Annotated in this window: 23 protein-coding genes; 13 read left to right on the top strand and 10 right to left on the bottom strand. The window is 61.8% G+C overall.

What is annotated here, in order from left to right; genetic code table 11:
• Positions 1 to 69: 69 nt before the first annotated feature.
• On the bottom strand, positions 70 to 1,413 hold the full coding sequence (locus tag FHX14_RS00545; protein ID WP_184375377.1) for an adenylate/guanylate cyclase domain-containing protein: 1,344 nt from the start codon (positions 1,411 to 1,413) through the stop codon (positions 70 to 72).
• 612 nt (positions 1,414 to 2,025) lie between these two features.
• Between FHX14_RS00545 and FHX14_RS00540 the strand changes: the two genes are divergently transcribed.
• Positions 2,026 to 3,363 carry a nucleotide sugar dehydrogenase gene (locus tag FHX14_RS00540; protein ID WP_184375375.1) on the top strand — a complete coding sequence of 446 codons (1,338 nt, stop codon included), beginning with the start codon at positions 2,026 to 2,028 and terminating at the stop codon, positions 3,361 to 3,363.
• Between the two features lie 160 nt (positions 3,364 to 3,523).
• On the opposite strand, the gene FHX14_RS00535 is transcribed toward FHX14_RS00540, so the two are convergent.
• Positions 3,524 to 4,699, bottom strand: coding sequence for a DUF3095 domain-containing protein (locus FHX14_RS00535; RefSeq protein WP_054184057.1), 1,176 nt, complete (start codon positions 4,697 to 4,699; stop codon positions 3,524 to 3,526).
• Between the two features lie 124 nt (positions 4,700 to 4,823).
• On the opposite strand from FHX14_RS00535, the gene FHX14_RS00530 reads away from it, so the two are divergent.
• Positions 4,824 to 5,303: a class I SAM-dependent methyltransferase gene (locus FHX14_RS00530; protein ID WP_184375373.1), complete on the top strand. Its 480-nt coding sequence runs from the start codon at positions 4,824 to 4,826 to the stop codon at positions 5,301 to 5,303.
• Between the two features lie 17 nt (positions 5,304 to 5,320).
• Here the strand turns inward: FHX14_RS00530 and FHX14_RS00525 are convergent, their stop codons facing one another.
• A complete protein-coding gene (locus FHX14_RS00525) occupies positions 5,321 to 5,776 on the bottom strand; it encodes an Rrf2 family transcriptional regulator (RefSeq protein ID WP_184375372.1) in 456 nt (151 codons plus the stop codon).
• Between the two features lie 134 nt (positions 5,777 to 5,910).
• Between FHX14_RS00525 and FHX14_RS00520 the strand changes: the two genes are divergently transcribed.
• Positions 5,911 to 6,804, top strand: coding sequence for an NAD(P)/FAD-dependent oxidoreductase (locus FHX14_RS00520; RefSeq protein ID WP_184375371.1), 894 nt, complete (start codon positions 5,911 to 5,913; stop codon positions 6,802 to 6,804).
• Positions 6,805 to 7,017: 213 nt separating this feature from the next.
• Here the strand turns inward: FHX14_RS00520 and FHX14_RS00515 are convergent, their stop codons facing one another.
• Positions 7,018 to 7,911, bottom strand: a complete 894-nt coding sequence (locus tag FHX14_RS00515) for a LysR family transcriptional regulator (protein WP_184376220.1) — start codon at positions 7,909 to 7,911, stop codon at positions 7,018 to 7,020.
• Positions 7,912 to 7,980: 69 nt separating this feature from the next.
• On the opposite strand from FHX14_RS00515, the gene FHX14_RS00510 reads away from it, so the two are divergent.
• Positions 7,981 to 8,952: a quinone oxidoreductase gene (locus tag FHX14_RS00510; RefSeq protein WP_184375370.1), complete on the top strand. Its 972-nt coding sequence runs from the start codon at positions 7,981 to 7,983 to the stop codon at positions 8,950 to 8,952.
• 34 nt (positions 8,953 to 8,986) lie between these two features.
• On the opposite strand, the gene FHX14_RS00505 is transcribed toward FHX14_RS00510, so the two are convergent.
• Both FHX14_RS00505 and FHX14_RS00500 read right to left on the bottom strand, forming a co-directional pair.
• Entirely contained in the window at positions 8,987 to 9,865 is an 879-nt protein-coding gene (locus FHX14_RS00505; RefSeq protein WP_184375369.1) for an FkbM family methyltransferase, read from the bottom strand.
• Positions 9,865 to 11,583, bottom strand: coding sequence for an adenylate/guanylate cyclase domain-containing protein (locus FHX14_RS00500; RefSeq protein WP_184375368.1), 1,719 nt, complete (start codon positions 11,581 to 11,583; stop codon positions 9,865 to 9,867). The genes FHX14_RS00505 and FHX14_RS00500 overlap by 1 nt, the downstream gene beginning before the upstream one ends.
• Before the next feature lie 180 nt (positions 11,584 to 11,763).
• Between FHX14_RS00500 and FHX14_RS00495 the strand changes: the two genes are divergently transcribed.
• Both FHX14_RS00495 and FHX14_RS00490 read left to right on the top strand, forming a co-directional pair.
• Positions 11,764 to 12,858, top strand: coding sequence for a glycosyltransferase family 4 protein (locus tag FHX14_RS00495; protein ID WP_184375367.1), 1,095 nt, complete (start codon positions 11,764 to 11,766; stop codon positions 12,856 to 12,858).
• The gene (locus FHX14_RS00490) at positions 12,855 to 13,607 is read left to right on the top strand and encodes a polysaccharide deacetylase family protein (protein ID WP_184375366.1); all 753 of its coding nucleotides are present in this window, start codon (positions 12,855 to 12,857) and stop codon (positions 13,605 to 13,607) included. The genes FHX14_RS00495 and FHX14_RS00490 overlap by 4 nt, the downstream gene beginning before the upstream one ends.
• 11 nt (positions 13,608 to 13,618) lie before the next feature.
• On the opposite strand, the gene FHX14_RS00485 is transcribed toward FHX14_RS00490, so the two are convergent.
• The 3 genes from FHX14_RS00485 to FHX14_RS00475 form a co-directional block, all read right to left on the bottom strand.
• Entirely contained in the window at positions 13,619 to 14,509 is an 891-nt protein-coding gene (locus FHX14_RS00485; RefSeq protein WP_184375364.1) for an alpha/beta hydrolase, read from the bottom strand.
• A complete protein-coding gene (locus FHX14_RS00480; protein WP_003595094.1) occupies positions 14,506 to 14,880 on the bottom strand; it encodes a GFA family protein in 375 nt (124 codons plus the stop codon). Before FHX14_RS00480 ends, FHX14_RS00485 begins: the two co-directional genes overlap by 4 nt.
• 112 nt (positions 14,881 to 14,992) lie before the next feature.
• Positions 14,993 to 15,823: an MBL fold metallo-hydrolase gene (locus FHX14_RS00475; RefSeq protein ID WP_184375362.1), complete on the bottom strand. Its 831-nt coding sequence runs from the start codon at positions 15,821 to 15,823 to the stop codon at positions 14,993 to 14,995.
• Between the two features lie 496 nt (positions 15,824 to 16,319).
• Between FHX14_RS00475 and FHX14_RS00470 the strand changes: the two genes are divergently transcribed.
• Positions 16,320 to 16,988, top strand: coding sequence for a GntR family transcriptional regulator (locus tag FHX14_RS00470; protein WP_184375360.1), 669 nt, complete (start codon positions 16,320 to 16,322; stop codon positions 16,986 to 16,988).
• 59 nt (positions 16,989 to 17,047) lie between these two features.
• Entirely contained in the window at positions 17,048 to 17,722 is a 675-nt protein-coding gene (locus tag FHX14_RS00465) for a GntR family transcriptional regulator (protein ID WP_184375358.1), read from the top strand.
• 31 nt (positions 17,723 to 17,753) lie between these two features.
• Here the strand turns inward: FHX14_RS00465 and FHX14_RS00460 are convergent, their stop codons facing one another.
• Entirely contained in the window at positions 17,754 to 19,649 is a 1,896-nt protein-coding gene (locus tag FHX14_RS00460; RefSeq protein ID WP_184375356.1) for a sugar phosphate isomerase/epimerase and 4-hydroxyphenylpyruvate domain-containing protein, read from the bottom strand.
• 217 nt (positions 19,650 to 19,866) lie between these two features.
• Between FHX14_RS00460 and FHX14_RS00455 the strand changes: the two genes are divergently transcribed.
• The 5 genes from FHX14_RS00455 to FHX14_RS00435 all read left to right on the top strand — a co-directional run bounded on the left by FHX14_RS00455 (position 19,867) and on the right by FHX14_RS00435 (position 23,523).
• On the top strand, positions 19,867 to 20,697 hold the full coding sequence (locus tag FHX14_RS00455) for a transporter substrate-binding domain-containing protein (protein WP_184375354.1): 831 nt from the start codon (positions 19,867 to 19,869) through the stop codon (positions 20,695 to 20,697).
• A gap of 242 nt (positions 20,698 to 20,939) precedes the next feature.
• On the top strand, positions 20,940 to 21,389 hold the full coding sequence (locus FHX14_RS00450) for a type II 3-dehydroquinate dehydratase (protein ID WP_184375352.1): 450 nt from the start codon (positions 20,940 to 20,942) through the stop codon (positions 21,387 to 21,389).
• Positions 21,386 to 22,054: an amino acid ABC transporter permease gene (locus FHX14_RS00445; protein WP_184375350.1), complete on the top strand. Its 669-nt coding sequence runs from the start codon at positions 21,386 to 21,388 to the stop codon at positions 22,052 to 22,054. The genes FHX14_RS00450 and FHX14_RS00445 overlap by 4 nt, the downstream gene beginning before the upstream one ends.
• A 10-nt stretch (positions 22,055 to 22,064) precedes the next feature.
• Entirely contained in the window at positions 22,065 to 22,706 is a 642-nt protein-coding gene (locus FHX14_RS00440; RefSeq protein ID WP_184375348.1) for an amino acid ABC transporter permease, read from the top strand.
• 52 nt (positions 22,707 to 22,758) lie between these two features.
• Entirely contained in the window at positions 22,759 to 23,523 is a 765-nt protein-coding gene (locus tag FHX14_RS00435) for an amino acid ABC transporter ATP-binding protein (protein WP_281414156.1), read from the top strand.
• Positions 23,524 to 23,565: the final 42 nt, after the last annotated feature.

Below are 23,565 nucleotides of genomic sequence, written 5' to 3'. Positions count from 1 at the left end.
GGAAAACCACTGCATCTCGCCGAAGTTCCCCAGGCGAGACGCGCAGATTCATTGCAGGCATTCGAGTATCTACTGGATGAACTTCTCCATGGTTGTACGCTCCACGTGTTTCTTCGCGTCCCGGTGCAGGAGAATGACTTGCTCGGCCTCGGAAAGCCCGTTCTGCACCGACTCGCGGAAGCCCTCGTCGACGTTGATCTCGGGGGCCGGCGCCCGCGGCTGAAGTACGGTCACCTTCTGGCGGATGCCGCGCAGCTTTTCTTCGCCGAGCGTCGTCCATTCGCCGCCGCAATAACCGGCGAAAGCCTGGCTGGCGACGACCTCGCGGCCGTATTTCTTAGTCAGGATCTGCAGCCGCTGGACCTCGTTGACGGCCGAGCCGAAGGCGGAAAAGGTCAGCCGGTCTTTCAGGCCGACATTGCCAAACATGACGTTGCCGACATGCAGGCCGATGCCGTAGCCGACTTTGCTGAGGCCTTTCGCCTCGCGGTCCTTGTTGAGTTCGGCGACCCGCGCCTGCGCCTGATGGACGGCGGAAAGTGCTGCCTCGCAGGCTATTTTCGACGGGTCCTTGTGGCGCCCGCAGGGATAGACGGCGAGGAAGCCGTCGCCGAGGAAGCTCAGGATCTCCCCGCCGTTGCGGTTGAAGGGCGCGGCGATCGCGTCGAAGAACTGGTTCAGCGTGTCGATGTAGGCCTGGCGGCCTTCCTTTTCGGCATACATGGTGGATTCGCGCATGTCGCCCATGACGAGTGCCGCACGGATCGTCTCGCCGTCGCCGCGGCGGATCTGGCCATTCAGCACCCGCTTGCCGGCATCGCCGCCGAGATAGGTGGTCAGCATGTTGTTGGCGAGCTTGCCGAGCACGGCCATCTTGGCGGCGACCGCCAGATGGTTCTGCATCCGAAGAAGCGCCTCGATCATGCCGTCGGAAAAGCCGTTGTGGTGGTCGGTCGACCAGGAGCCCATCATGCCCTGCACCGAGCCGTCGCCGAAGGGCTGCACGAAGGCGAGGTAATCGGTGATGGCGTCCTTGCGCAGGTCCTCGAAGATCGGAAATTCGGCCGGCCCTTCCTGCATCAGGCGGCGGCGGATGTGCTGCAGGTTGTTGTCGAGCAGGTAATAATAGGGGCTCTGCAGAAAACGGTCCGGCTTCTGCCCGGCCGGCATGCGGAAGCCCTCGATGGTGACGCCGCTCGCGCGCCGCCAGGTAAAGCTCAAGGCGTCGTAAAGCGGATGCAGCATCGAAAAGGTCAGATGCACCCGTGCGATCGGCAGGCCGGCCGACGCAATCCTCTCGCAGAAACCGCGCACGATGTTTTCAAGCTCGTCTCCGGCCAGCGAAGAATTCGTCAGCCATTCAGCGACCCGGTCCAACAGGATGGAGGACACGCTGGATTCGATCGTGCTCATTCTCGGTATGATCCTCATAAGGCACGCCATCCCCAAGAGCCAAAAATCCCCCTGCCGGCACATTTTCATGCGCAGGTCACAAGGAAATCAGGATGTACGAGCGGTATTATTTGTCAACGATCTGCCGAAAGCCCGACAGCGGCACCCATCTGCTCCCCCTATCGGGGACCGGACGGGCAGTCCTTTCGCGGCGGTTTATTATTCGAAAGTCAAAATAGGGATGCTGCAAATGCGAAACAATGGGAGCGGAATTTTTTTGTGCCTTCAAGTTGTAGCAAAGGGCGGCGGCGGGGCATTTTCGCCACACCCGGTTAAGGGTTCTATCAGCCCAGGAGATCGGTGAGGCCGACACCCCCGGCTGCCTAAACCCCTCCCCACAAGGGGGAGGGGCTTAACTTGCCGCATCGCCTCCACTAAAAATCATCGCCGAGAACGCTGAGGTCGAAAGAGGGCACACCGGCGCGCCGCGAGTTAGCCCCGCCCCCTTGTTGGGAGGGGTCTTGTTCGCCAACCGAACGCTAGTACCACTCGGGGAGAATAGAACCCCGGGTTTAATTCACCGCGATCATGCATTAGATCAGCTTCCTCTTCCCCGTTCCGAAAGATCCCGCCTTGGCCATCTCCACCTTCGACACGCTTTTGCAGAAAATCGAAACCCGCAACGCCCGTGCCGGCGTCATCGGGCTCGGTTATGTCGGCCTGCCGCTGGCGATGGCGGTGGCGCGCAGCGGTTTTGCGGTCACCGGCTTCGACATCGATCCCTCCAAGATGGTGGCGCTCGATGCCCGCCGTTCCTATATCGACGCCGTCAGCAATGAGGCGCTTGCCGCGGAGATCGAGGCTCGCCGCTTCCAGGCGACCACCGATTTCGCCGGGCTCGCCGAGTGCGACGTCATCATCATCTGCGTGCCGACGCCGCTGACCAAACATCGCGATCCCGATCTCTCCTTCATCGAGGCGACGTCGCGCTCGATTGCTGGGCATCTGCGCCCTGGCCAGCTCGTCGTGCTGGAATCGACCACCTATCCCGGCACGACCGACGATATCGTCAAGGTCATCCTCGAAGGCACCGGGCTGAAATCCGCTTCGGATTTCTTCGTCGGCTTCTCCCCGGAGCGAGAGGATCCGGGCAATCAGCATTATCATACCGCCACCATCCCGAAGGTCGTCGCCGGCGACGGGCCCGAGGCGCTGTCCTTGATGAAGGCCTTTTACGGCGCGGCGGTATCGACCGTCGTTCCGGTCTCCTCGAATGCGACGGCCGAGGCAGTCAAGCTCACGGAGAACATCTTCCGTTCCGTCAACATCGCCCTCGTCAACGAGCTGAAGACCGTCTATGCGGCGATGGGCATCGACGTCTGGGAAGTGATCGACGCAGCCAAGACCAAGCCCTTCGGGTATATGCCCTTCTATCCCGGCCCCGGCCTCGGCGGCCACTGCATCCCGATCGATCCCTTCTACCTCACCTGGAAATCGCGCGAATACGAGCTCCCAACCCGCTTTATCGAGCTCGCCGGCGAGATCAATTCGGCGATGCCGCGTTATGTCGTCGGCAAGCTTGCCGAAGCGCTCGATATCCGCGCCGGCAAGGCGCTGAGCCGCAGCAAGGTGCTGGTGATCGGGCTCGCCTACAAGAAGAACGTCGCTGATATTAGAGAGAGCCCGTCGCTGCGGCTGATCGAGATCATCGAGGAACGCGGCGGACGGGCGGATTATCACGATCCCTTCGTCGCCGAGATCCCGCCGACACGCGAATACCAGGCGCTGAAGGGCCGCCGATCGGCGGCGCTGACGCGGGAAGCTGTGAGCGGTTACGATGCGGTGCTGATTGCGACCGACCATGACAGCGTGGATTATGCGGTGCTCGCAAAAAGCGCTACGCTGATCATCGACACCCGGAACGTCTTCAACCGGCTAGGCCTTTCGGCCGATCACGTCATCAAGGCATAAAAGCAGCGCGACGGCATAAGCCGAGTCGATCCGCTATGATGACGGCCACAAAAAAACCACCCCGACCGGTCGTTGCCATTTCAAATAAGTCCTTCCCTAAATCAGGATAAGATCAGCCCGTCGCCTCAAAGCGGCGGGTTTTGCTTTTTCGGTGCGCCTCTCAAATGACGCTCGGCGCTGCAGAAAGTGATTTGCCGGTCATCCGGCTGGCGGCCACCGCATAACCGCCCGAAGCGCCGTCGATGAAATGCATATGGTCGCGCGAAATCGGCGTCGGCACGAAGCAGGTCATCAGCGCCGAGGCCTGCCGATGCAGGCCGTAGCGGGCAATGCCCTTGGCGCGCGCCGCTTCCAGCAGCGTCTCGATCCGTTTCAGATGTTCGGCGTCAACGTCGACCGTCATCTTCAGCCCGTCGTCGAATTTGCGGAAATCGGAATTGCCGGCGACGTCGCGCTTGTAGCGGCGCGCGTCAAAGCGGCCGAGCGGAATACCGAGCCGATAGCAGATCACCGTGATGGCGAGCTGCAAGAAGATGATGAGCTTCTGGCGCAAGCGCCGGCCGGCGGGGGCTGTGGCCTTGGCCTCGCGATTGATGCCGTGCAGCGAGAAGGCAAGCTCCGGGCCGTCGGCCGGCACCGGATGGCTGCCGCGGTTCTGCTCGCTGGTGATGGCGACGATACCGTTCACGAGGTTGCGGAATTCCTCGCCCGGCCTGCCTTCGCCGGGCACCGCGATGATCGAGACGATCTCGCCGTTCTGCGCATCGATCGGGCTCCAGCGGCAGGAAAGGCCGGTGAGATCGGGGCGTGTTCCGGCCGCTGCGCGCTCGACGGCGTAATGGCCGAGCTTCATCTGTCGTTCCGCCCAGCTGGTGCCGCCGCCCCAGAACATCGCATAGGTGACGTGCGGGCTTGCCGAATAACGCGCGACGCGCACGTCAAGCCCCTCGGCGCGGGTGTCGGCGACCGGAACGATGGCGACGCGCAGCATCAGGCCTAGATCCTCCTCGACCCAGATCTGCACGGCGGAGAGGGCGTCGCGCGCCGCCTGCTCCAGCGAGCCCGGAAGCGCAATCAGCGCGCCGTCGCCGCCGAAAACGAAGGGATAATCGCCCTTGCCGACGGCATTCAAGACAGCCGAAATGACGCTGGCGCCCGCCATGTTGACGTCCTTGTAGCGTCCGCCGGCGATTGCCTGCGTCGAGCCGACGATATCGGCAAGCGCCAGCACCCAGCCATCCGGCAGCGGCCGATAATTGGCGGCATCGGTCACGCCCTCGAAGGCGCTGAACAGCGGCACGGCGGCAAAGAATTCTTCGTCGGTCACGGTTTTCATGTCATCCAGCTTAGCACAGACCCATGTTGCCACTGCAACGCCATTTCCCATTTACGGCAATCGACTTGGCAAGGTTTCATGTGTTAGCACCCGCGGACGATTTTTCATCACGGATACGGATTAGATGAGCCGCCTCGACAGCTTCATTCGCCGGTTGACGGCCCAACGCGACATTTTGAACGCGATCATCGATCTGGTCGGCGAAATGGAAGGCCCGGTGTTGGAATTCGGCCTCGGCAACGGCCGCACCTATGATCACCTGCGCGAAAATTTCCCCGGCCGCCGCATCGTCGCCTTCGACTGGGAGGTCCGCTCCTATTCGGCCTCGACGCCAGCGGCGGAAGATATGGTGACCGGCAATATCCGCGAGTCCGGCCAGGCCTTCCTCGGCATCGGCGCGGCGCTCGCCCATGCCGATATCGGCACCGGCCATGACGAGATCGACGCGGTAACGCTCACCTGGCTGCCGCAGCTGATGGCCGGCGTGCTCGCCCCAAACGGCATCGCCGTCAGCGGCCTGCCGCTGGAGCATGCCGAGCTGGTGGCGCTGCCGCTGCCGGAGGGGATCAAGGAAGGGCGGTATTTTCTGTATCGGAGAGGATAAGCGGTTGTAGGCGGCGCTCACGAGGCGCAGGGATACGACGTCGCCCAGCGCGCGGTCAGTTTCGCCTCGAAGTCGGCGGCGATTTCCTCCAGTGTTACGCCGCCCAGCCGCCGCAGGAGTAGGGCCTCCGCTTCCTTCATCGCGTCTTGAAGGACCCTATTCACTGCCTGCTCCACAAGGCACTTCGGCTGATCGTCGGCTGGGCCGATGGCGAAGAGATGTGGTTCGCCGAGAGCGTTGTAGACATCGAGCAGGGTGATTTCCGACAACGGACGCACCAGTGTCCAGCCGCCACCATGACCCTTTTCGGAGCGCACATAACCCCGTTCCCGCAAGCCGGCCATGGTGCGACGGACGACGACGGGATTGGTATTCAGCATCTTGGCGATCATTTCGGAGGTCGCCGAATGCTGATGCCTGTCCATGTGGATCAGCACGTGCAGCATTCGGGAGAGGCGGCTATCATTGCGCATGGTTTTCGTCCTGTCGATCGAGCGGGCCACTATCGCAAGTCAATCGTAACAAGACAAGTAACGTAACCCTTGACCGGATTGTATCATGTAACTTATGTTGATCCATGACTGCGGCAACGTCAAAGGAGAGGCTCATGTCGTTCGAAGCCATTGTCATCGGCGGAAATTTTGCCGGTCTGTCGGCAGCCATGCAGCTTACCCGGGCGCGGCGGCGGGTTTTGCTCGTCGACGCAGGCGCGCCGCGAAATCGGTTTTCGCAGGCCTCGCATGGCTTCCTCGGCCAGGACGGCCAGACGCCGGCGGCGATCATGCGGGAGGGAAAGCGACAACTCTCGCTTTATCCGAACATCACCATTCGCACAGGCAAAGTCGTCCAGGCGCAGTGCGATGGTGACGAATTCGTCATCAACGTAGAAGGCGCGGGCGAAGAGAAAGCCGCGCGCCTTGTTCTGGCGACCGGGGTGAGCGATACGCTGCCAGAGATATCAGGCCTGCGGGAAAGATGGGGCCGCTCCGCACTGCATTGCCCCTATTGCCACGGTTACGAGGTGAGCGGCGGCAAGCTCGGCGTTCTGGCAAACCATCCGCATTCGGCGCATTCGGCCATGCTGATTCCCGACTGGGGAGCGACGACCTTTTTCACCCAGGCACAGTTCGAGCCCGATGAAGAGCAGCTCGTGCGGCTGAGCGCCCGTGGCGTCCGGATCGAGCGCAGTCCTATCGTCGAATTATTGGGCGATAATCCCGGGCTTGACGCCGTTCGCCTCGCCGATGGGCGCGTCCTTCCACTCGACGCCGTCTTCGTCGCTCCGAAAACGGCGATGGCGAGCTCGCTTGCCGAACAGCTCGGCTGCGTCTTCGATGACGGCCCGTTCGGGCCGGTCATTCGCAACGGCGACAATAAAGAAACCACCGTCAGGGGCGTCTTTGCGGCCGGCGATGCGGCAAGCGCCATGCACAATGCCACACTCGCTTCCGCTTCGGGCGTGCTTGCCGGCGTTCATTGCCATCAATCGCTGGTGATGTAGTTTGCGCAGGTGCATGGAAATCCGTGGCGCGCCGGATGAAACCGACCGGCTGGATGTGATCGCCTATCTCAGAACGCTCGCCGACACTCCGGTTCCGCTCCCCTCTGATGGCATGGCGCGCAACGCCCACGCCGCAGGGGGATGCGGTGGGATCGCTGCCCGTTCCCGTCAATGCCAAAGGTCGATCTTCCGCTTCTGGCTGATATTGTCGATTTACTCTGACAAATTGGGCCGGCCGGCACGAGGCTTCGCTTTGAACGCGCTCTTGAGCGCATCGAGGACGACACGAATGGACGGAAGGTCCTTGATCTCCGAGTGCACGACCAACCACAGTTCCCTTAGCAGAGCATGTTCGCCCTCGATGCGCTGGAGATCTCCAGGGACTGCGAAATCGGGTAGCATCACGACACCCCCGTCGAGCCTTGCGGCCGCGACCTGAAACTCCAGAACGGACGATCTCAACGCAATTGGGCGGCCGGCGGCCACCTCCTTGAGACGCAGCTGCTGCGGCGAGGCATTCATCGCTTCATCGTAGCCGATAAAGGTCCATTCGGACGGCGCAACGGTTTCGAGATAACGCTTCGAAGCGAAGAGATTGAAAGTCATCTCCTGGAGCTTGGTGATCGAATAGTCGCCATCTTCCGGTCTCGACAGCCGAACCGCAATGTCCGCTTCGCGCCTGTTTAAGGAGGTGAACCGCTTTTCGCCAACAAGCGTAATCTGAACACCCGGATGATCGCGCCGGATGGCGACGATCGGTTTTGCCAGAAGCACGCTCGAAAGAGCGGGTGGGGCGCTGATCCTCACATGGCCACCCACTTCCGTCGCACTGCTGCGCCCAATCTGCTCGACCGCGGCAGTTTGCAGGGCGATGACAGCGGCATGCTTGGCAACCTTCTCCCCTTCCAGAGTGAGAATGACGCGCCGCCCGCGACGGTCGATGAGCTTGCGTTCCAGCTTAGCCTCAAGCGATGAGACGCGCCGGCTGATGGTCGCGTGTTCGACCCCCAGCTGCTTTGCCGCGCCGAGAAACGTTCCCGACTGCGCCAGCGCCAGAAAATGCCGCAAGTCGTCCCAATCGAGTTGTGTGAATTTGTTCCCACTCATTGTGCAGCAATAGGGAATTTTCACAGGTTTGGCCAGGCGGTAGCTTGTGTGCATCAAGGAGATCTCACGATGACAGATCAGATCGTAATGTTGAACGCCCCCGGCGACGTCACGCGGTTTCAGGTACAGGATCACCGTCCGGCCGCTCCCGGTCGAGGCGAGATAAAAATTCGTCATGAAGCGATGGGGACCAACTTCCTGGACATCTATCATCGGAAGGGCATCTATCCGATGCCCTTCTATCCGGCGGTGATCGGTGCTGAGGCTGCGGGTGTCGTGGCAGCGGTCGGTCCTGACGTGACGGGCTTGCAAGAGGGCGACCGGGTGGCGTATGCGGGGCCGCCGGTCGGAGCCTATTGCTCGACAAGGACCATTGCCGCTGAAAGAGTGATCAGGCTTCCCGAAGCGGTTTCGGCGAAAACGGCTGCAAGCTCGCTGCTCAAGGGCATGACGGCCTACATGCTGCTGAAGAAGACGTGCGATGTTCGCGACGGAAGTCGTATTCTGATCCACGCGGCCGCTGGTGGGCTTGGAAGCATCCTCGTTCGCTGGGCCAAGTCGCTCAATGCCACGGTGATCGGCACCGTCAGCACGCCCGAAAAGGCGGTGCTCGCCAAGTCCTTCGGCGCGGATCATCTCATCATCGGGCGCGAGGCCGATATTGTCGCGGAAGTCCAACTGCTTACGAATGGCAACGGCGTTGACGTCGCCATTGACGGATTTGGCGGCGATATGCTGGTCAAAAGCCTTCGTTCGGTCCGAGCCTTCGGGATGGCTGTGACCATCGGGCAAGCCGCCGGACCGGTTCCTCCGGTTCCGGTCGAGGAGCTTCGGCCCGGCAAGTCGCTCTCTCACCCGAGCATCATGGCCTGGTGCGCCGATGTCGACAGATACCGCGAGGCGGCGCAGGCGGCAGTCCAGGCCATGGAAGCAGGGATCGTCTGCCAGATCGCGGCCGAGTTCAGCCTGGCAGATGTTGCACATGCGCATATCGAAATGGAGTCAGGGCGGGCCGCAGGCAGTATTTTGCTGATCCCTTAAGGCGTGGTGTGCAAAGGGATTTCCGTAGCCGCCCCTACGGCAGAAACAGCACGTTATACTGATCGAATTCCCCCGGCAGATCCCGCACCTTCATCTCCTCCTCGCGGTCCTCGAAGAGGACGAGGCAGTCCTCATAGTAGCCGGATAGCGTGGTGATGAAGGCTCTCGTTCCCTCGGCTCCGTAGAAGAGCGGGGTGAATTCCATATGGAGCGGTACGCGGCGGGCAAGCAGGGGCTGCATCGAGCGGCAGGCGATCGGTTCATAGCCTTCGATATCCATCCAGACGAGGCCGATTGCTCCAGGATCGATCGAAAGGCCGGCGAGGATTTCGGAGACCGGCTTCACCGGCACGCTGATCTTCCTGTCGGTCGGGCTCTGGCGGATGGCGCTGCTCTTGCCGTGATTGTTGCGGTTGAGGAAGAAGTCGATCTCGCCTTCGCGCTCGCCGGCGGCGCAATTGACGAGGTGGACCTTTTCTTCCAGCCGGTTCTGGCGGATGTTAAGTTCAAGCAGCGGGAAATTGCGCGGGTCGGGCTCGATGCTGACGATCCGGGCGTAAGTGCCACTCAAGGCGAAATAGACAGTCTGGGTGCCGATATTGCCGCCGATCTCCAGCAGCGTCGCATCCTTTCTGAGGAGGCCGCGCTCGCGCAGGATGACGATCAGCCGGTCGACCGCGTCGCGCTCGAAATGGCCCTTCCGGAAGACCTTGCGGCCGATATAGTCGCCGGGCGAGAAGGTCATCAGATGGTCGCCGGCGTCGACCGTCATCGAGATGACGCGCGGGCCGATATTTTCGACCAGCAGGCGGCGGCCGAAGCGGGTGTCGAAGAATCGCGATGCTGCGGTGTTGCGCGCCTTGCGCAGGCGGCGGCTCCAATATTTGGCGGTGAGCCAGGGCTTGCCGGACATCAGTCTTTTCCTTCGAGCGGTTCTGCCGCTTTCTCTCTCGGAATGACGTAGACTTTCAAGGGCAGGGCGCGGCCGCGCACGCTGATTTCACGGCTTTCGATGCCGGAAAGATCGGCGCCGGAGAGGCTCGCCACCGGCTCGGAGATGACAATCGCCGCTTCGAATTCCTTAGCGGCACTTTCCAGCCGGCTCGCGACATTCACGGTATCGCCGATCGCAGTCATGCTGCGCACCCGGCCATAGCCCATTGTGCCGACGACGGCCGGGCCGGTGTGGATGCCGATCGCAATGCGCAGCGGCAGCGCCAGTTCCTCGGACAGCTCCGCGGCGAGTTTCTCGATCTCGGCGACGATCGCCGCGGCCGCCTTCAGCGCCTGGCGGCAGGCTTCCTCAGGCGCGGTGTTGAGGCCGAAAAGCGCCATGGCGCCGTCGCCGATGAACTTGTCGAGCCGCCCGCCCGCCTGCTCCACCGCCTTGCCGATGATGGCAAAATAGCGGTTCAGCAGGAAGACGACGTCGAAGGGGAGGCGCGTTTCCGTCAGCGTGGTAAAATGGCGGATGTCGACGAAGAGCACGGCGATCTCACGTTCGCGCCCCGGGCTGGTCTCCTGGCTGTTGGCGGGAAGGGCGGCTTCGAGCGCCGGCACCAGCAGCGGCGCCACCGCGACATCGCGGTTCGGTCGAAGCTGGCAGGCAAGCCGCACATCCGGGCCGGCATTGATGCGCCTCAGCGTCGTCTGTTCCATCTTGTCGGGGACCGGCAGGTGTTCGTAGTCGCCGAGGATCTGCACCCGGCAGGTGGAGCACTGGCCCTTGCCGCCGCAGACGGAATAATGCGGCAGGCCGCCGAGCCGGCTTGCCTCCAGCACCGAGAAGCCGCGCGGCACACGGATCACCTCGCCGCCCGGATAATGCACGGCCACCTGGTCGAGGGCCTCCTTCAGCCTGCGCCGGGCGCGGGCGGCGACGACGATCAGCAGCGCGGCCGAGAAAGCGCCGTAAAGCCCGGCGCGGATCGTCGAAACCTGGCGGAGAACCTCCGGGTTCGAGGCATAACGGGAGTTGACCGTCGCCTTATAGGGGCTGTTGGCGATCGCCTGCTGATAGGAGGGGTCGGCCAGCGTGCGGCCCATTTCGACGAAGCCGAGCAGCGAGAGCACCGGCACGAGGATTGCCAGCGCCAGCAACAGCGGCGCCAGGCCTGGATACCAAGGGCGGTAGCGCAGCCAGAAATGCAGGCCGATGCAGCCATGGATCCAGACGGCGAGGAGACCGAATGCCTGCCGCAGGCCGTTTGCCGGAGCCCGGATCCACAGCGAGCCGACGACCGTCTCGTAATCATCGATATAGCCATAGAGCTCGTGGGCGATGCGCGTGCCGATGACATGATCCATGAGAAGCATCGGGATCAGCAGACCGAGCACGATCTGCGCCATTTCGCCCTTTGGCATGACGAGGCTGCGGCGCATATAAATGGCCCGCAGCACCAGCGCTATATGGATCAGAACCGACGAATAGAAGATGGTCGTGCCGACAGGATTGCGCCAGATCGCCATGAACAGGCGGGCGGCTTTATCGGCGGCGGAGACGGAGATCAGGCCGATCGCGTGGTTCGACAAATGCATGAGGACGAAGATGAAAATGACTAGGCCGGAACCGAGCCTCGCCCTTCTGATCGTACGCTCCGAAAAAATCCCTGTGGCCGAGACCGTCGTCATTCATTCCCGTTCTTGTGGATGCAACCGCAGGCTCATAGAGATTGAGAAAGAGGCGGAATTGCTTCCATCGCGATCACATTCCATATGCTTATGCGCAAGTTTTAGGGAAATGGACAATAGCGGAGTTTCGCCACCGGGCATGCCGGCCGGAAACACTGTGTCTTCATATGAGGGTTGTGCATGCGGGTGGCTTTTTACGCGCCGATGAAATCGCCGAACCATCCGGTGCCGTCGGGCGACCGGCTGATGGCGCGGCTGTTGATCCGGGCGCTGGAGATGGCCGGGCACGAAGTTGAGGTCGTCTCCGAATTCCGCGCCCATTCCGCGACTCCGGAAGCGGCAGCCGACCTCGAACCGGCGATCGGTGCCGAACGGCAGCGGCTGCGGGAAAAATGGGCATCCACGCTGCGACCCGAACTCTGGTTCTGCTACCACCCCTATTACAAATCGCCCGACCCTTTCGGGCCGGTGATCTCCGCCGAATTCGCCATCCCCTATGTCACCGCTGAAGCGTCCTATGCGGCAAAACGCGATAACACCGGCTGGGCAGACGTGCAGAAACGCGTCGGCGAGGCGATCCTGCAGGCGGCAGTCAATATCAGCTTCACCGAACGTGACCAGGCGGGCCTTTCAGCCGCCTTTCCGCAGGCGCGGCTTGCCCGCCTGAAACCCTTCATCGACACGGCGCTGTTCGAGAGGGTGTTGCCGACGCCACATCCGCTGCGGCTGATGACAGTGGCGATGATGCGGGCCGGCGACAAGATGGCAAGTTATACCATGCTGGCAAAAGCGCTGCGGCTGATCGAAGACCGGCCCTGGACACTTACCGTTATCGGCGATGGTCCGATGCGGCAAGAGGTGCAGGCGCTGTTTGCCGGTTTCCCTTCCGGCCGCATCGAATGGCTCGGCGAGCAGGATGCGGCCGAGATCGCCGGCTTGCTCGGACGCGGCGGCCTCTATGTGTGGCCGGGCTGCGGCGAGGCGTACGGTCTTGCCTATCTGGAAGCCCAGGCCGCCGGGCTGCCTGTCGTCGCGCAGGAAACGGCAGGCGTGCCCGCCGTGGTCGAGGCGGGGCTGACCGGCCTGCTGACGCCCGACGGTGATGTCGCCGCCTATGCCGCGGCCGTGGCTGCCCTGCTCGACGAGGGGGGAAGACGCGACGCCATGGGGCAGGCGGCGCGGCGCTTCGTGCTCGAGGAGCGCTCGCTGGCGACGGCGGCCGAGCGGCTGGATCGAATTCTGCGGGATTACACAGCAACAGGAGTGATGGGATGACCGACAGGATGAGCTGGGAGCCACTGCGCCGCGAGCTCGACCGCTGGCAGGCCGCCGGCCGCGTCGCCCGCTTCTGGCTGCGGGACGACGACGCGATCGAACCGACGCCTGATCTGGAGACGCTGCTGGCATCGACCGGCGACAACGCGGTCCCGCTGACGCTTGCTGTCATTCCCGGCCTGACCGGAGAGGCATTGGCGGCGCGGCTGGTGGAGGAAGCAGGTGTCAGCGTCGCGGTGCACGGTTGGGCGCATACGAACCATGCCGGGCCGGAGCGGAAAAAGCAGGAACTCGGTGGCGACCGGCCGGCCGACACCGTGCTCGGCGAACTCAGTGACGGGTTCCGGCTGCTGCAGCGGCTGCATCCGGGCCGCTTCGTGCCGGTGCTGGTGCCGCCGTGGAACCGGATCGACGCCGCCCTCATCCCGGCACTGCCGGACCTCGGCTTTGCAGCGCTTTCGGTTTATGGCCGGGCAAAGCAGAGCGGGGCGATGCCGCTGCTCAACACCCATGTCGACATCATCGATTGGCACGGCACGCGTGGCGGCCGAGCCGAAGTGGACTTGGTGGCCGAGCTGGTGGCGGAGTTGGAAGACCGGTTTGCCGGCAGCGACGAGCCGATCGGCGTGCTGACCCACCATCTGGTGCATGATGCCGCGGCCTGGGATTTCCTGTCGGCCTTGTTTGCGACGACCGGCCGGCATCCTGCCGTTGACTGGACGGCGGCGGCCAAGCTTCTCAAGCGGTAGAGCAGCGGCGGTCAGGCGGCATGAACGCGCCCGAGAAAATCTCGCATCAGCGCTGCGACCTCATCGAGATGCGTCTCGAGCAGCCAGTGTCCGCCGCCGAGCAGATGCAGTTCGGCATCCGGCAGATCGTTCATATAGGCTCGCGCCGATTTTTCCGGCATGTAATGGTCGTTGGGACCCCAGACGATCAAGGTCGGAGGCTGGTATTCGCGCAAGTATTTCCGGTGTTGCGGAAACCAGGCCCGGTTCTTCTTCAATCCGGCGATCAGATCGATGGCGATTTGCTTGCGCCGCGGCGTTACCAGCGACCAATGCAGCTTCCACAGATCGGGCGGGATGGTGGCGGCGAGAAGCGGCGGCAGGTCGTTAAGAAATTCCTCTTTGAAGATCTCCTCGCTGATCGCCTCGGCCAGAACCTTCCTCATTTCCACTCGCGGAAGCGTCCACGTCGCCTCGATATCCGCATATTTCGGCCCCAGCGCATCCTCATACGGAATATCGCCGTTCTGAATGATCAGCGCCACGATGCGCTTCGGATCCTTGATCGCCAGCCGGGCGCCGATCGGCGAGCCGAAATCGTGGAGGTAGAGGGCGAAGCGGTCGACATCAACCGCGCCGATAAAAGCCTCCAGCCAGGCGGCGTAGCCATCGAAGCTGTAGTCGAAATCGTCAGGCGTGCTGCTATAACCGGCACCCGGGAAATCCGGCGCAATCAGCCGCCAGCGGTCGGCAAGGCGCGGCATGAGATTGCGGAATTCATAGGAGGAGCAGGGATAGCCGTGCGGCAGCAACAAGACTGGAGCATCGTGCCGCCCGGCTTCGCGATAAAAGGTCTCGACGCCGGCGACGGTGATCCGGCGATGCCGGACGAGGGCGGCCACGCTTTCGACGTCGCCGCTCATTTTCGGTCTTCTTCAAACTGCTCGGCGCCCTTGACCGGCCGCAGCCACGGCTCGCGGCGCTTGATCCAGAGTTCGTAGCGCGGAACAAGCGGCGTCGGCGCCTCGGACAGGATGCCGAGCTTGATTTCCGCCTCCTTGTCATCGACGGAGAACAGCCGCGAACCACAACCGGTGCAGAAATGCCGGCCTTGGAACGCGCCGGTTTGCCCCGAATGTTCGAATTGGCCGGCGGGCCAGATTCCATAGAAGGTGAAGGCCGAACCGCTTTCCTTCCGGCAGTCCATGCAATGGCAGATCCCGACGCGGATGGGTTCGCCGCGAACAGAGATGCGCACCTGCCCGCAAAGGCATTGTCCGGAAAATTCGGTCATGGCTGTCCCCATTTCGAGCTTGCGATGCCGGGAAAACGGTCCGGCTCGGGATCGGTTCCCCGGCGAGCTCAAGCGCGGCCGACTGCAGCTCGCGACAGCGGCCCGCAGACTGTCAGATCACCACGGTCTGATTGTCGCGGGCGGCGAAGGATTCGGGGAAGGCGGCCTGGGCCTGGGCTTCCATCTGCGCCAGCTGTTCGTCGGTGCGCGAGGGGGCATGGTGGAAGAGGGCGAAGCGTTTGGCGCCGGCGATCTTTGCCAGCTCGGTGCCGTGCTGCCAGGTCGAGTGACCGAAACCCTTGAAACGCTGCATCTCGTCTTCATTGTAGGTGCAGTCGTAGACGACGAGATCGGCGTCCCGCATCATCTCCAGCGAGACGGGGTCGTAACTGCCAGGAATATGCTCGATATCGTAGATCAGAGCGACCGAACGGCCCTGCCATTCGATGCGGTAGCCGATGGCGCCGCCTGGATGGTTGAGCATGAAGGTCTTGATCTCTATCCCCTCGTGGGGCGTCAGCGCTTGGCCGGGATGGAAGTCGCGGAAGTTCATCGTCGCCTGACAGATGTCGGTCTTAACCGGAAACCACGGCGGGCTGATGAACTGCTCGACCATCTCACGCGTGCTCATCTTGCCATCGAGATGGCCGGACCAGATGTTGACGTTGATCGAGGGATAATAGATCGCCTTGAAGAAGGGCAGGCCGATGATATGGTCGTAGTGGCAGTGGCTGAAGAACAGGTCCACGTCGCTGACGCTGTCGGCGAGCAGCGACAGGCCCGCCTCGCGCAGGCCGGAGCCGGCGTCGAAGATCATCCTATGTACTCCGCAGCGAATTTCGATGCACGAAGTGTTACCGCCGTAGCGGTCGAACTCGGGGCCCGAGACGGGAATACTGCCGCGGACGCCCCAAAATTTTACCTGAATCAGTTCTGTCGTCATCGTTCTTCAAACCGGCCTTCCCGCACCGCCATCGTAAACATAGTTTATCCCGATGCGAAGCAGCAGAATTCCACGGGTTTGCCTGTGTCCCCTTTCATTCTCCTAACCGCTACCGGAAGAAGAAGTAGATTTTCCTAAGCAAGCGGCTTTCGCCTCGGAAAGCAACCCAGTATGGTTGGTTTTCGGTAAACGTGCTGTTGAGGCGGGGACATTTTCCCGTAATCATGCCTATTAGATGGTTGCGCGCGATCGAAAAAACAATTGCCGCCCATCCGACCCCCATCCACTGTCAACTGTCGCGCTAAAACTCTCTGGGACGACCGAAAGGTAGACGCATGCGCAGCCGCGGCGTCAGTGGATACTCATGCATGGTCAATCTCGGCAGAAAACAGCATCCTCTGAGAAAATTGTGCACGTTGAGGCACGAATGTTTCCTTGATCGGTATTGCCGAAAAGCGATATATCCGATGATGTGAAAAATATAAGAGACTCGGTGATGCTGCAGCCTGTCGTAAACGAGACCATTGCCGAGAGCAGCTACCGGCGTATTCGGGCCGACATCATTTTCGGGCGGCTGGCGCCCGCACAAAAGCTGAAACTGGAAAGCCTGAAGGAATCCTACGAGACCAGCATCAGCACGCTGCGGGAGGTGCTGAACCGGCTCTCCTCCGAGGGGCTTGTCGTAGCCGAGGGACAGAAGGGGTTCGAAGTTTGTCCGGTATCGGTTTCCGACCTCAGGGAGACGGCGGCAATGCGGCTGCTCCTCGAGAGCCATGCCCTGGAGCAGTCGTTCGCGCGTGGAGATGTGGAATGGGAGGCGCCGCTGGTCGCGGCCCATTACAAACTGGCGCGGATGGAGAAGGTCATGGCAACCGGCGATACCAGCAGGGCCGAGGACTGGAAGCGTTACGACTGGGAGTTCCACCAGGCGCTGATTTCGGCCTGCGGGTCGAAACTGCTGATGCAGACCCACTCGGTGATCTTCGACAAATATCTGCGATATCAGATGGTCGCCCTGTCCTACCGGGGCGACGTCGCCGCCGAAGAACACCAGCAGCTTTTGGATGCGGCCTTGCGGCGGGATGCGGAGACGGCGAAGCGGGTGCTTGCGTTTCATATCGAAGGCGGGGTGGAACATGCGCTGGCCAAAGGGACGCTGAAATAGCAACAGACGCCCCTTCGAGGTTCAGGGCCATCACACATCTCGGCAAACCAGGAAAAGTCATGCTCAAGCAAGTCCACGACCCGGCCGAAACCGTAAGCGATGTCGTTTTCCGGCAGATCCGCGAGGATATCATATCGGGGGTATTGCCGCCGGGGGCGAAGATCAAGCTGGAGCAGGCCAAGGAGCGCTACTCCATCGGAATTTCGTCGCTGCGCGAAACTCTGAGCCGCCTGACCACGGAGAACCTCGTCGTTGCTGAAGGGCAGCGTGGTTTCGAAGTCAGCCCGGCTTCGCGCCGGGAGCTGCTGGAGCTTGCCGATCTGAGGATCGTTCTTGAAACGCATGCGATTGGCCTTGCATTCGCTGCGGGAAATCTCGAATGGGAAGGGCGCATCGTCGCGGCCCATCACCGCCTGGCTGCCGCCGAGCGCAAGCTGCTGGCGGGCGACACCTCGCGCACGGTCGACTGGGTTCGATACGATTGGGAGTTCCATCAGGCGATCGTCTCGGCCTGCAACTCGGAGACGCTGATGGCGACACTGTCGTCCGTCTTCGACCGCTTTCTCCGTTACCATATGCTGGCCGAAAGCTTTCGCGGAAAACCTGTGGTCGACGACCACCGGCTGTTGTTCGAACTGTCCATTCAGCGTGACGTCGCCGGCGCGACCGAGGTCGTCCGACGGCACGTCCATAGCGGCGTCGAACACGTGCTGAAGAGTGGCCGTATTCCCTAAAGCGTGTCGCGACGCGCTTTAGATCAGGAAATTAATCGACGTCTTTCGGAATTCCTTCCGGGCGCATCTGTCTTTTCAGCGCGGCGATCCGGAAAATTGCGTTCGGCGCGCCATAGCCGCGATAGCCGCGGCGCTCGACGATCTCGAAAAAGAAACCCTCTCCATAGGTGCCGCTGTAGAGTTGGAAATACTCGCCGTGCTCGTCCCGGTCATAGAGGATGTTCTCCACTTTCAGCCGCTCGGTCATGACGGGATCGAGCCCGAAGCGGGCTTCGACGTCGTCGTAATAGTTCGGCGAAATATGCAGGGACCGGAAACCGCAGCTGCGAAGCTTTTCGGCGGTTGCAAAGATGTCGTTGGTCGAAAACGCCAGGTGCTGGATGCCGGACCCGAACTTCTCGGCGATGAAATGGCCTGCCAGGGTGCGGCGGTTTTCTGCCCCGTTCATGGTGATGCGCAGCGCGCCCGACTGGTTCTCAAGGACCTGGCTGCGCACCACCCCGGCTGGATCGATGATGTCGACCATCGGGGTCTTATGGGTCTCGAAGATCGACGTGTAGAACAAAAGCCAGGTGAGCATTTCATCGTAGCCGACCGTCTGAGCGACGTGATCGACGCGAATAAGGCCGGCGGACGCCGTATCAGTGTCGTCGGTGACCGGGCGAAAATCGATTTCGGAGAAGCGACCGAGGGCGCTCTTGTCGTCGATCAGATAGACGATGCCGCCGCCGACGCCCCGAATGGCGGGCAGCTCGAGTTCACCTGCCACGACCGGCTGGGCGAAGGGCTCGGCATCGAGAGCAAGCGCACGCGCATATGCCTTTGCGGCATCATCGACGACCAGCGCCATGGCATAGGCAAACGTCCCATGCACGGCATAGGCCGCATTGGCAAATCCCGCCTGATCGACATTGACGAGGATCCGGATCTCGCCCTGCTCGAACAGGGAGACTTTCTTGGTGCGGTGGACGGCGGTCTGTCTGAAGCCGAGCGTGCGCAGCAAGGCCACCAGCTCGACTTCATCCTGTTCGTCCGTGGCAAACTCCACGAAGCCGACGCCTTCGACGGCAGCCCTTTCCGGCATCGCCGCCCCGGTCATGCTGCCGGTGCCGAGATGGCGGCGCACCTGATCGCCGAGATAGATTAGCGAGCGGTGGCCATCGGCGGCGATCGGCCGCGACAGGCCGCCTCGAAACTGGTCGTTGAAAATCTCCAGCGAGAAATAGCCGTCATAACCCGTGGCAGCGACGGCTTCGGTAAACGCCGTGACGGGAAGGTCGCCCTCGCCAGGCATGTTGCGGAAGTGGCGGCTCCAGTAGAGCAGGTCCATGTCGATCAGCGGCGCGTCGGCAAGCTGGACGATGAAGATCTTCTCTTTCGGGATCGAGCGGATCGAGTTGACGTCGATCTTGCGCGACAGAGTGTGGAAACTGTCGAGGATGAGGCCGACATTCGGATGATCGGCGCGCCTGACGATTTCCCAGGCGTCGCGGTGGTCACGGATATGGCGCCCCCACGCAAGCGCCTCGTAGCCCACCCTCAGTCCGCGCCGGGCGGCACGCTCGCCGAGTTCCCGGAAATCCTCAGCCGCCCGGTCGATGCCGCCGATGGCGGCCGGCGAAACGTTCGAGCAGACCAGCACCAGATCCGTTCCAAGCTGCTGCATCACGTCGAACTTTCGTTCGGCGCGGTCGAAGGTGCGGCTGCGCAGCGGCTCGGGCATGCCCTCGAAATCCCGAAACGGCTGAAACAGCGTGATCTCGAGGCCGTGGTTGCGCACCAGTTTTCCGACATCGGCGGGGCTGCCGTCGAAGGCCAGGAAGTCGTTTTCGAAGATCTCGACGCCGTCGAACCCCGCCTGGGCAATCGCCTCGAGCTTCTCCGGCAGTTCGCCGCTGATCGTCACAGTCGCAATCGAGGTCTTCATATCAAAACCCTTTCGGCACCCACGGCCAGCGAAAAATCGCTCTCACCTATTATTGCAAATCTCGTGAGGAATTCAAATAGGGTGAGGCATTATAAAATCTCATATGATTTTGAAAAACTCGGTTGATTTACGCGTTGCTCTCTGGCAATCATTCTTCCACAGTCAAAAGGTGAGGTGGCTGTCCGGTCGAAAGGCCGCCAAAAGAGGAGGAAACAGAATGTTCAAATCTATGCTGACACGCCGAAACGCCTTGCTCGGAGCGGCTGCCCTGGTGGCTGCCATAACCTTGGCGCAACCCGCCGCCGCCATCACGCCTGACGAAATCAAGGCTCGCGGCAAGATCATCGTCGGAATTCAGGGCGACAACCCGCCTTGGGGCTTTGTGACCAGCGGCGGCAAGCAGGACGGCCTCGACGCCGACATTGCGACGCTGTTCGCCAAGGAACTGGGTGTTTCCGTCGAGTTCGTGCCGCTCGAAGTCAACAACCGCATTCCGGCCCTGACGGCAGGGCGCGTCGACGTTCTGTTTGCAACCATGGCAATGCTGCCGGATCGCGCCAAGGCGGTGCAGTTCAGCAAGCCCTATGTGGCCAACGCCATCGTGCTGATCGGCCCCAAATCGGCGGAGATCAAGACGAATGCCGACATGGCCAAGTTCACGGTCGGCGTCGCCAAGGGCGCTGCGCAGGACACGCAGGTGACAAAGAACGCGCCTGAGGGAACGACGATCCGCCGCTATGACGGAGACGCTGCGAGCGTCCAGGCCCTTGTTTCCGGCCAGGTCGATACGCTCGGCGGCAACATTTTCTATATGGACCGGGTGAACAAGGCGCGCCCGGGCGAATTCGAAAACAAGCTTGAATTCCAGAAGCTTTACAACGGTGCTTGCACGCGTCTCGGCGAGAAGGAAATCAACGCGGCGCTGAACAGCTTCATCGACAAGATCAAGACGAACGGCGATCTCAAGGCCATCTACGACAAGTGGATGAAGGTCCCGGTGCCGGAATTCCCGGAAAAGCTGGAAGGCATTCCGTTTGTGGCCAACTGAGCCAACGGCAAGGGTCGGCTGCCCTCACCCTGACCCTCTCCCCGCTCGCGGGGAGAGGGGACGTGCCAAACGCAGCGTCGAGATTTAAAGGAGCCGGTGCGGCATATTCCCTTCTCCCGGCGAGCGGGGAGAGGTGGCGGCAGCCGGATGAGGGGCGGGCGGCGATCTCCAGACGAGCCTATAGAGGCGAGCAGCTTATGACCGTCAACGCAACCGCCATGCCCAAGGCCCAAAGGTGCGACATGACCAGAACCATTTTTGTGCTCAACGGACCGAACCTCAACCTGCTGGGGGAGCGGGAGCCCGCAATTTACGGCTCGACGACACTAGCCGATATCAGGGACAGGTGCGTGGCAAAGGCTGGGAGCCTCGGCTTTGCCGTCGACTTCCGGCAGACCAATTTCGAGGGCGAGCTTGTGGAAAGCGTGCATCAGGCCCGCAAAGAGGCCTGCGGCATCATTATCAATCCGGCCGGCTATACCTTCACCTCGATCGCCCTTCTCGATGCGCTGAAGATGTTCGATCCGCCGAAGATCGAGCTGCACATCTCGAATGTTCATGCGCGCGAAAGCATCTACCACAATTCGCTGATCTCGCGCGTCGCCACCGCCATCATGATCGGCTTCGGTGCCCGCGGTTATGAACTCGCCGTAGAAGCAATGGCCGATATGGCGGGAGCAGCGAAGACATGAACTATAAGCTGGATTTCACCCCTGTTATCGACGGGCTGCCGAGCCTGCTGCTCGGTTGTCTCGGGACGTTCCTGCTGGCCATTTGCGGGATGCTGCTGGCGATCATCATCGGGATTGGCGGGGTTGCCCTGCGCGACTCCGCGCTCAAGCCTTTGCGGTGGCTGGTCATCGCCTTCGTCGAGCTGATCCGCAACACGCCGTTCCTGGTGCAGATCTTCTTCATCTATTTCGCGCTTCCGCTCACCGGCATCCGGCTGGATCCGACGCCGACGGCGATCATCGCGCTCGGCATCAACGGCGGCGCCTACGCGATCGAGATCATTCGCGGCGGCGTCCAGTCGATCCCGAAGGGGCAGATGGAAGCCGGCCTGGCGCTTGGCCTGCACAAGGCGCAGGTCTTCCGGCTGATCATCCTCAAGCCGGCACTGCGGGCGATCTATCCGTCGCTCACCAGCCAGTTCGTGCTGCTGACGCTGACCACCAGCATTGCATCGGCGATCTCGGCCTATGAGCTGACCTCCGTTTCCCAGCGCATCGAATCGGAAAGCTTTCGCAGCTTCGAGGTCTACTTCACGGTCACGCTTTTCTATTTCGTGATCTCCTGGGTGATGATGCGCCTGTTTGCGGCGTTTTCGGCCCGATACTTCAAATATCCCATCAAGTAGGAGGAATCTCATGGGTCACGACGAGTTCGTCTTCCTCCTGATCGGCCTGAAATGGACCGTAGTCCTGTCCGCGGTCGGCTTTGTCTGCGGCTGCATTGCCGGGCTCGGCGTCGCTCTCGCCCGCGTCTCGGGCAATCCGCTCTTGGAAGGCCTGACTGCCGGCTACATCGCCGTCTTCCAGGGAACGCCGCTTCTGATGCAGCTTTTCGTGGTCTATTATGGCCTGGCTCTGATCGGTCTGATGCTCGATGCCTGGGTCGCTGTCGCGATCGGGCTGACGCTGCATGCCAGCGCCTACCTTGGCGAGATCTGGCGCGGATCGATCGAAGCGGTTCCGCGCGGCCAGACGGAAGCGGCAAAGGCGCTTAGCCTCAGATACGTCTCCCGCATGAGGGATGTCATCCTGCCGCAGGCGCTGCGCATCTCGCTGCCTGCAACGATCGGCTTCCTGGTGCAGCTGATCAAAGGCACCTCGCTTGCCTCGATCGTCGGCTTCACCGAGCTGACGCGGGCCGGCAACATCATCTCCAACCAGATCTTCCAACCGCTCACGGTCTTCGGCGTCGTCGGCATCCTTTACTTCCTGATGTGCTGCCCGCTGACGATCCTCGGCGCACGCCTCGAGCGAAAGTTTGCCGCTTCCGCGCGCTGATCCGCATCCCCTTGTTCTTGGATGCGCTTTCCCGCCAATTGTGGAGTTCTTGATGATCAGTCCCACGCCCGCCGAGGCCGCAGAAACCATGATCGCCATGGCGCAGGTGGAAAAGTGGTACGGCTCGTTTCAGGCCCTTCACGACATCAACATGACGGTTCGCAGCGGCGAGAGGATCGTCCTGTGCGGGCCTTCCGGCAGCGGAAAGTCGACGCTCATCCGCTGTATCAACCATCTCGAGACCTATCAGAAGGGTGAAATCCGGGTTGGCGGCATCGTTCTCAGCGACCAGGCCAAAACAATCGATGCGATCCGCCGTGAGGTCGGCATGGTCTTCCAGCAGTTCAACCTGTTTCCGCATCTGACCGTGCTGCAGAATTGCATGCTGGCGCCGATGAAGGCGATCGGTGTCGGCAGGGGGGAGGCCGAGGAACGGGCGCGCGGGCTGCTCGAGCGGGTCAAGATCCTGGAACAGGCGGACAAATATCCGGTCCAGCTTTCGGGCGGCCAGCAGCAGCGCGTCGCCATTGCCCGCGCACTCTGCATGCGGCCGAAAGTGATGCTGTTCGACGAGCCGACGTCAGCACTCGACCCGGAGATGGTCAAGGAAGTGCTGGATACGATGATCGCGCTGGCCGACGAGGGCATGACGATGATCTGCGTCACCCACGAGATGGGCTTTGCCCGCCAGGTCGCCGATCGGGTGATCTTCATGGCGAGCGGCGCGATCGTCGAGGAAGCCCCGCCCGCCGAATTCTTCACCAACCCGCGGCACGAGCGAACCAGAAAGTTTCTCGGAGAAATCCTGCGGAAATAAGCGGTTTCAAGGCCGAACCCTCGTCAAATTCTGGAGCCGATG

It is taken from the genome of Rhizobium sp. BK619, from assembly GCF_014195245.1.
Classification (GTDB): domain Bacteria; phylum Pseudomonadota; class Alphaproteobacteria; order Rhizobiales; family Rhizobiaceae; genus Rhizobium; species Rhizobium acidisoli.
The sequence above is the reverse complement of the archived record's forward strand: the minus strand, read 5'-3'. Positions and strand labels throughout refer to the sequence as shown.